Source organism: Streptomyces sp. NPDC058697 (assembly GCF_042715345.1).
Classification (GTDB): Bacteria; Actinomycetota; Actinomycetes; order Streptomycetales; family Streptomycetaceae; genus Streptomyces; species Streptomyces liliifuscus.
In genome coordinates this window covers 21859-27858 of record NZ_JBHXSU010000057.1, presented here as the reverse complement: position 1 = coordinate 27858, position 6000 = coordinate 21859, and the positions used below count along the sequence as shown (strand labels likewise).

Sequence of the window (6000 nt, the reverse complement as noted above, 5' to 3'; positions counted from 1 at the left end):
AAACGCCCGGTTACATTCCGAACCCGGAAGCTAAGCCTTACAGCGCCGATGGTACTGCAGGGGGGACCCTGTGGGAGAGTAGGACACCGCCGAACAAATATTACAGAAAGCCCCCGCACTTCGGTGCGGGGGCTTTCTTGTGTTTCAGGGGCTTTTCGTGGCGCGGGTTCTTTTCCGCCCTGCATTTCTGTAGTGCTCAAAGGCGTCCCGCTGCCTTGAGTGCCAGATATGCATCCGCCAGGGCCGGCGGCAGGTCGTTCGGGGTCGCGTCGACGACAGTCACTCCGTGGCGGGTGAGTTGTTCCGCGGTGCGATGGCGTTCTGCCTGGGCCTGTGCCGCGGCAGCGGCCTCGTACACAGCCTCGGTGTTTCCCCGTGCCGCTGCCATTTGTTCTATGTGGGGGTCGGACACCGAAGCGACGAGGACTGTGTGGCGCTGGGTGAGGCGGGAGAGTACGGGAAGCAGGCCTTCCTCGATGGGGGCCGCGTCGAGGGTTGTGAGGAGCACGATCAGGGAGCGGCGGGGGGCCGTGCGGATTGCGGTGGAGGTCAGGCCGCGGGCGTCTGTTTCGAGGAGTTCCGGTTCGAGGCGGGCCATGGCGTTGACCAGGGAGGGAAGGACATCGCCTGCGGATCGGCCCTGTACGAGGGCTCGTACCCGGCGGTCGTACGCGAGCAGGTCCACGCGGTCGCCGGCCCGGGAGGCCAGGGCTGCCAGGAGGAGGGCCGCGTCCATGGAGGCGTCGAGGCGGGGGATGTCTCCGACGCGGCCCGCTGAAGTGCGGCCCGTGTCGAGGATCAGGAGGATGTGGCGGTCGCGTTCGGGGCGCCAGGTGCGTACGGCGACCGTGGAGTGGCGGGCGGTGGCGCGCCAGTCGATCGAGCGGGTGTCGTCGCCGGGGACGTACTCGCGGAGGCTGTCGAATTCCGTGCCCTCGCCGCGGGTCAGGACGCTGGTGCGGCCGTCGAGTTCGCGCAGTCGGGCCAGCTTCGAGGGGAGGTGCTTGCGGCTGGTGAAGGGGGGCAGGACGCGTACCGTCCAGGGGACTTTGTGGTTGCCCTGGCGGGTGAGGAGGCCGAGAGGGCCGTACGAGCGGATGGTGACGCGGTCCGCGTGGCGGTCGCCGCGGCGGGTGGGGCGCAGACGAGTGGTGACGCGTCGGCGTTCGCCTGCGGGGACCGTGAGCTCGTGGCGGGACGCTGCGATTTCCGTGCCGGGCTGCCAGCTGCTCGGGGGCCAGGCGTCGCGGATGCGGGCGCGCAGAGGGCGGCTGGACGTGTTGGTGACCGTGAGGGTGACGTCGGCTTTTTCGCCGAGGCGTGCCGAGGTGTCGCCGGAGCGGGTCAGGCCGAGGCTGCGTACGGGGGCTGCCAGGGCGAAGTCGCAGGCGCAGGCGAGGGCCAGCGGGGCGTTCACCGCGAGGATGCCCGTCCAGCTGGGTTCCCAGATGCCGACGGGGAGGGTGCCGAGGGCCGCCAGGAGGGCGGCGCGTCCGGTGAGGGCCATCAGCGGGGTACGGGGACGTGGGCGAGGATCGCGTTGATGACCGAGTCGGCCGTCACGCCCTCCATCTCTGCTTCCGGGCGGAGCTGGATGCGGTGGCGGAGGGTAGGCAGCGCGAGGGCCTTCACGTCGTCCGGGATGACGTAGTCGCGGCCGGTCAGCCAGGCCCAGGCGCGGGCTGTGGCCTGGAGGGCCGTCGCGCCGCGGGGGGAGACGCCGAGGGTGAGGGACGGCGATTCGCGGGTGGCGCGGCAGATGTCCACTACGTAGCCGGTGATTTCGGGGGAGACCGTGGTCTTGGCGACGGCCGCGCGGGCGGCTTCGAGGTCCCCGGGGCCTGCGACGGGGCGTACGCCGGCGGCGCGCAGGTCGCGCGGGTTGAAGCCCTCCGCGTGGCGGCTGAGGACGTTGATCTCGTCCTGGCGGGACGGGAGAGGGATCGTCAGCTTCAGGAGGAAACGGTCCAGCTGGGCTTCGGGGAGGGGATACGTGCCTTCGTACTCGACCGGGTTCTGGGTCGCGGCGACCAGGAACGGCTCGGGGAGCGGGCGCGGGGTGCCGTCGACCGTGACCTGGCGTTCCTCCATCGCTTCGAGGAGGGAGGACTGGGTCTTGGGCGGCGTGCGGTTGATCTCGTCGGCGAGGAGGAGGTTCGTGAAGACCGGGCCGGGCTGGAAGGAGAACTCGGCGGTGCGGGCGTCGTAGACGAGGGAGCCCGTGATGTCGCTCGGCATCAGGTCAGGGGTGAACTGGACGCGCTTGGTGTCGAGTTCGAGTGCGGATGCCAGGGCCCGGACGAGCAGGGTCTTGGCTACTCCGGGGACGCCTTCCAGGAGTACGTGTCCGCGGCAGAGGAGTGCGACGACGAGGCCGGTCACGGCGGGGTCCTGGCCGACCACGGCTTTGGCGATCTCGGCGCGCAGGGCTTCCAGGGAGGCGCGGGCGGTGCCCGGATCCCCGGTGTACCCGGCGTTGTCAGTGGTCGGGTCCATCATGGACGGCGTACCTCTCTTTCGAGGGCGTCGAGTTGGTCGGCGAGAGCGATGAGGGCCGCGTCGTCGCGGGGTGGCGGCCCGAAGAGGAGTGAGTGCAGGGCCTGTCCTTCCCGGCGGAGCTGGGCGGACAGGGCGGGGAGCAGGGCCTCGGGCGTGTGCGCCTGGGCGGGGGAGACACCGACGAGGGGGGCGAGGCGGGTGCGGGTGGTGGAGCGCAGAGCCGCGGCGGCGCGGTCGCGGGCGTTGGACTTGCGGTAGAGGCGGGCGCGGCCTTCGACGGTCTCGGAGGCGCGGATCGCGACCGGGAGTTTCTCGGGCACGAGCGGGCCGAGGCGGCGCGCGCGCCAGAGGGCGGCCAGGAGCGCGGCGAAGAAAAGCTGCAGCGTGCCCCAGAGCCAGCCGGAGGGCATCAGGTCGAAGAAGCTGCGGTCACCGGCGTCGCTGGCCGAGTCGTCGGAGAGCGAGGGGAGGTACCAGACCAGGTGGGGGCGGGAACCGAGCAGTTGGAGGGCGAGCGAGGCGTTGCCCTGCTTGTCGAGGTGTTCGTTCTGGAGGATGTCGGGAGCACCGAGTACGACGGTGTCGCCGTTCCCCTCGGCCGCCGGGATGCGCACCAGGGTGGGCAGGCCGTCGCTGGGGTAGCAGGATTCGGCGTCGGGCGCGCTCGTGGTGTAGCGGAGGCCGCCTGTCTGGGCCTTGCCGGCTCGCCGGGCGGCGGGCAGGGAGCAGTTCGGCGACAGCGTGGAGTCGAAGCTGGGCGCGGGGTCGGCGTCGGCTCCGGGGGCGAGGGTGCCGACGGACGGGAGGTCGGGGGCGACGAGGAGGGTGCGGCCGCCGGAGTTCTTGAACGCCGAGTGGAGCCGTTCCTGCTGACGGTCGGTCAGCAGGTCGGGGCGGGCGACCAGCAGGGTCGTGTCGGTGCCGACGGCTGTTCTGGCCTCTTCCAGGGTGGTGACCACGCGGGTGGACACGCCCTGGTCGGCGAGGAGTTCGGCGACGGCGCGGCTGCCGGAGGGGTCCGCGGAGCGCGGGTCGAGGCTGCCGCTCTGGGCGTCCGAGCGGATCGCGGCGATGGCCACGGCGGCTGCCACGAGGATCACCAGCGCGAGCAGCACACCGCGCGTGCGGGTCCACAGTTGACGGGCCGTGGGAGAGGCGGAGGTGGACTGCGGGGTGGCCTCGGGCGCCTCGGGTGCGGGGGCCTCGGTGGTCACTCGGCGGCCCCCTGGTGGGCGCTGTGGGCCGTGCTGTGGGTGCTGCTCACGAGGACCGGCCTGGTGCGTTCCAGTTCGCGGTCGAGTTGTGCGAGGCGTTGGTACGTGTCCGAGTCGGCTGTTCGTCCGCCGTACGTCACGTCGTCGAAGTCCCGGGCGGCGGCGCGGAGTCGGTCCGTGTGGGCGGGGAGCGTGCGGCCCGCTTCGGCGGCGGCCTCGTCGGCGGTGCGGCCGGGGCGGGGGTCGAGCAGGGCGCGTTCCTCCAGGGAGCGCACGACGGCGCGCATGCGCTCCTGGACGGCTTGGTTCCAGTGGCCCTGGGCCGCGTGTGCCTCGGCTGCCGCGCGGTGCTCGGCGGCGCTGCGCGGCCGGTCGTCGAAGAGCGGGGCCGCCGACGTCGGGCCGCGGCGTGGGGTGCCGAGGCGCCACCAGAGGGCACCGATGAGTGCCACGGCCGCCAGGACGACGACGAGGAGGCCGAGTGCGCCGCCCGGTGTCGCGGAGGAGGCGGCGTTGAACAGCTTGTCGACCCATTCCCAGAAGGCGTCCAGGGCTCGTTCGACAAGGCTGGGGTCGTTCTCGTGGTACATCCGCTTGGACAGCTCGCGCCGGGCCGCCTCCTGCGCGGGGTCGCGCGGGATGGTGACCGGCGGTTCGCCTTCGCCGCGCGACAGCGTCAGTACGGCTGTGCCGTTGGCGCGTGGCAGCGCCAGTGCCGCCGTGAGAACTCCCCCCGCCAGGCTCACTCCGTCAGCTCCCCGGGGTGGAGCCGGGGGTGCCGGAGCCGTAGTCCTGGACGCCGGCGGCGCGGGCCAGGTCGAGGTCGAGGGCTTCGCGGCGGATGCGCTGGTCGATGTAGAGGAGCACCGAGACGCCGGCGGTGATCGGGAACGTGAGCATGGAGCCGATCACCGAGCCGATCCCGCTGATGATGAGGAACGTCCAGCCGAGGTCGCCGGTGCCGGTGTTGAGGAAGCCGGTGACCCCCTCGCCGCTGAGTGCGGAGGCGAGGAAGGCGAAGGGGATCACGATGATCGACGCCACGATGTTCGCGATGATCGTGGCGAGCAGCTGGATGCCGAAGACCCGCCACCAGGAGCCGCGGACGAGCTTCGCGGAGCGGCTCATCGACTTGAAGACGCTCTGCTTCTCCAGCATCAGGGCGGGCGAGGCCAGCGAGAAGCGGATCATCAGCCAGAGCGCGACGACGCCCGCGGCCAGGCCGCCGAAGACGGCGAGCGCGATGGCGCCGTCACCTCCGCCGGCGAGGCCGACGAGGATGCCGGGCAGTGTGCCCAGGGCGCCGACCGTGATGGCGATGAGCGGGAGCAGGAAGGTCAGTCCGAAGAGCTTGGGCAGCTGCGGCCGGGCGTCGCTCCAGGCTTCCGCGGTGGTCACCGACTTGCCGAGCACGGCGCGGCTGGTCACGGTCGTGAGCAGGGCGGTCGCCACGATCGTGCCGAGCAGGGTGATCAGCAGGACGACGCCGGAGTTCAGGAGGCTGTCGCCCAGGGCGCGCGACAGTTCGCCGGCGGTGGCGCTGGGGTCGTTGAGGGTCTCCGTGCTGGCGCTGTCGTCCAGGACGAAGCCCTGGAGCAGGATCACGGCGATCTGCGTGAAGACCGCGACGGTCAGCGAGATGCCGAGCACGGTGCGCCAGTGCGTACGCATTGTCGACACCGCGCCGTCGAGGATCTCGCCGACGCCGAGCGGGCGGAGCGGGATGACGCCGGGCTTGGCCGCGGGCGGGGGACCTCCCCAGCCGCCTCCCCAACCCGGGTGGCCGCCGGGACCGTAACCGCCGGGGCCGCCGTAGCCACCAGGGCCGCCGGGACCTCCGTAGCCGCCGCCGTACGGGCCGGTGGGCGGTTGGCCGCCCCAGCCGGGGCCCGCAGGGGGCTGGCCGCCCCAGCCGGGGCCGGGCGGGGGTGGTGGCGGGGCCTGGGGCGGGGTGTCCTGGGGGCTGCCGGGGGACGGCCACTGGGCCGGTGGGGGCTGTTCCTTGGACCACTTCGGGCCGGGGGCGGACGGGTCGGTGCCGGGTCGGCCCGGTTCGCCCGCGGGCTCCGTGGGACCGGGCCGGTCCGCGGGCTCGGCAGGGCCGGAAGCCGTCGGCTCCTGTCCGTTCTGCCCGTCGGAGGGGGCAGATCCGGGCGATGCCCAGCCCGGAGTGTCTTTCATCGTCGCTCCTTCACGGTGCCCGTCCGCGGTCGCGGCGGCAGGTTGGCAGCCATCGTGCCACGGTGTGGCCGGGAAGTGACCGGCTGCCGTATGGGCTGCACACCTT

At 72.4% G+C, this 6000-nt stretch carries 5 protein-coding genes and 1 rRNA gene; 1 reads left to right on the top strand and 5 read right to left on the bottom strand.

Going from position 1 to position 6000, the window contains the following annotated elements; translation table 11 throughout:
- Positions 1-95: ribosomal RNA gene (gene rrf, locus ACFWXQ_RS48050) — 5S ribosomal RNA — on the top strand; the annotation flags it as partial.
- Between the two features lie 101 nt (positions 96-196).
- On the opposite strand, the gene ACFWXQ_RS48045 is transcribed toward rrf, so the two are convergent.
- From ACFWXQ_RS48045 to ACFWXQ_RS48025, 5 genes are read right to left on the bottom strand one after another with little or no spacing between them, the layout of a single operon-like run.
- The gene (locus ACFWXQ_RS48045; RefSeq protein WP_383947214.1) at positions 197-1507 is read right to left on the bottom strand and encodes a DUF58 domain-containing protein; all 1311 of its coding nucleotides are present in this window, start codon (positions 1505-1507) and stop codon (positions 197-199) included.
- Entirely contained in the window at positions 1507-2496 is a 990-nt protein-coding gene (locus ACFWXQ_RS48040) for an AAA family ATPase (protein WP_383947261.1), read from the bottom strand. Before ACFWXQ_RS48040 ends, ACFWXQ_RS48045 begins: the two co-directional genes overlap by 1 nt.
- Positions 2496-3713, bottom strand: coding sequence for a DUF4350 domain-containing protein (locus tag ACFWXQ_RS48035; RefSeq protein WP_383947216.1), 1218 nt, complete (start codon positions 3711-3713; stop codon positions 2496-2498). The genes ACFWXQ_RS48040 and ACFWXQ_RS48035 overlap by 1 nt, the downstream gene beginning before the upstream one ends.
- Positions 3710-4459: a DUF4129 domain-containing protein gene (locus ACFWXQ_RS48030; RefSeq protein ID WP_383947218.1), complete on the bottom strand. Its 750-nt coding sequence runs from the start codon at positions 4457-4459 to the stop codon at positions 3710-3712. The genes ACFWXQ_RS48035 and ACFWXQ_RS48030 overlap by 4 nt, the downstream gene beginning before the upstream one ends.
- A 4-nt stretch (positions 4460-4463) precedes the next feature.
- Positions 4464-5894 (bottom strand): glycerophosphoryl diester phosphodiesterase membrane domain-containing protein, encoded by a 1431-nt coding sequence (locus tag ACFWXQ_RS48025; protein WP_383947221.1) that lies wholly within the window; start codon positions 5892-5894, stop codon positions 4464-4466.
- Between the last annotated feature and the right edge of the window lie 106 nt (positions 5895-6000).

Excerpts from the sequence above, each read along its gene's own strand:
- ACFWXQ_RS48045 (WP_383947214.1), bottom strand. The coding sequence starts at position 1,507 with ATGGCCCTCACCGGACGCGCCGCCCTCCTGGCGGCCCTCGGCACCCTC.
- ACFWXQ_RS48040 (WP_383947261.1), bottom strand. The coding sequence starts at position 2,496 with ATGGACCCGACCACTGACAACGCCGGGTACACCGGGGATCCGGGCACC.
- ACFWXQ_RS48025 (WP_383947221.1), bottom strand. The coding sequence starts at position 5,894 with ATGAAAGACACTCCGGGCTGGGCATCGCCCGGATCTGCCCCCTCCGAC.